3 protein-coding genes are annotated in these 629 nt (G+C 38.3%); all 3 read left to right on the top strand.

The features are described from left to right. Nucleotides 1-161: colicin E3/pyocin S6 family cytotoxin (locus ACFPZN_RS56430; protein WP_252391075.1), on the top strand; the 161-nt coding region annotated here is incomplete at its 5' end. A 9-nt stretch (nt 162-170) separates the two neighbouring features. Next, nucleotides 171-428: a colicin E3-like toxin immunity protein gene (locus ACFPZN_RS56425; protein WP_032440455.1), complete on the top strand. Its 258-nt coding sequence runs from the start codon at nt 171-173 to the stop codon at nt 426-428. Between the two features lie 84 nt (nt 429-512). Beyond that, nucleotides 513-629 (top strand): colicin release lysis protein (locus tag ACFPZN_RS56420; RefSeq protein ID WP_378293720.1); only part of this gene is annotated, 117 nt, incomplete at its 3' end.

The raw sequence follows: 629 nt of genomic DNA, 5'->3' as shown, positions 1-629 counted from the left end.
ATGGCGATAAAAAACGTAAAATTTATGAATGGGATTCCCAGCACGGTGAGCTTGAAGGGTATCGTGCCAGTGATGGCGAACACCTAGGCGCATTTGATCCCAAAACGGGTAAGCAGGTTAAAGGGCCAGATCCAAAACGGAACATTAAAAAATATCTTTGAGAGGTAAATATGGGGCTTAAATTACGTTTGACATGGTTTGATAAGAAAACTGAAGAGTTTAAAGGGGAAGAGTATTCTAAAGACTTTGGTGACGATGGTTCTGTCATTGAAAGCTTGGGAATGCCTTTAAAGGATAATATTAATAATGGTGAGTTTGATTTGAAGAAAGAATGGGTTCCTTTACTACAGCCATTTTTTAAAAATCAAATAAAACCTGATGTGGATAATTGTTATATAGCTTTTGATTATCGGGACGGTAACTGGTAACAAAAAATTATCAAGGATGATTTGAAATACTGACTTCCGGTGTTCAGGGATGAATGCCGGAGTCTTTAAATACAGGGAAAGTATATGAAAAAGGTAAAGACTATTTTTCTTTTTATATTGATTGTTGCTGGCTTTCTTCTGGCCGCATGTCAGGCAAATTATATCCGGGATGTTCAGGGCGGAACGGTGGCACCATCGTCC

This window comes from Actinomadura rugatobispora, assembly GCF_042656285.1.
GTDB classification, from domain to species: Bacteria; Actinomycetota; Actinomycetes; order Streptosporangiales; family Streptosporangiaceae; genus Spirillospora; species Spirillospora rugatobispora.
The sequence above is the reverse complement of the archived record's forward strand: the minus strand, read 5'-3'. Positions and strand labels throughout refer to the sequence as shown.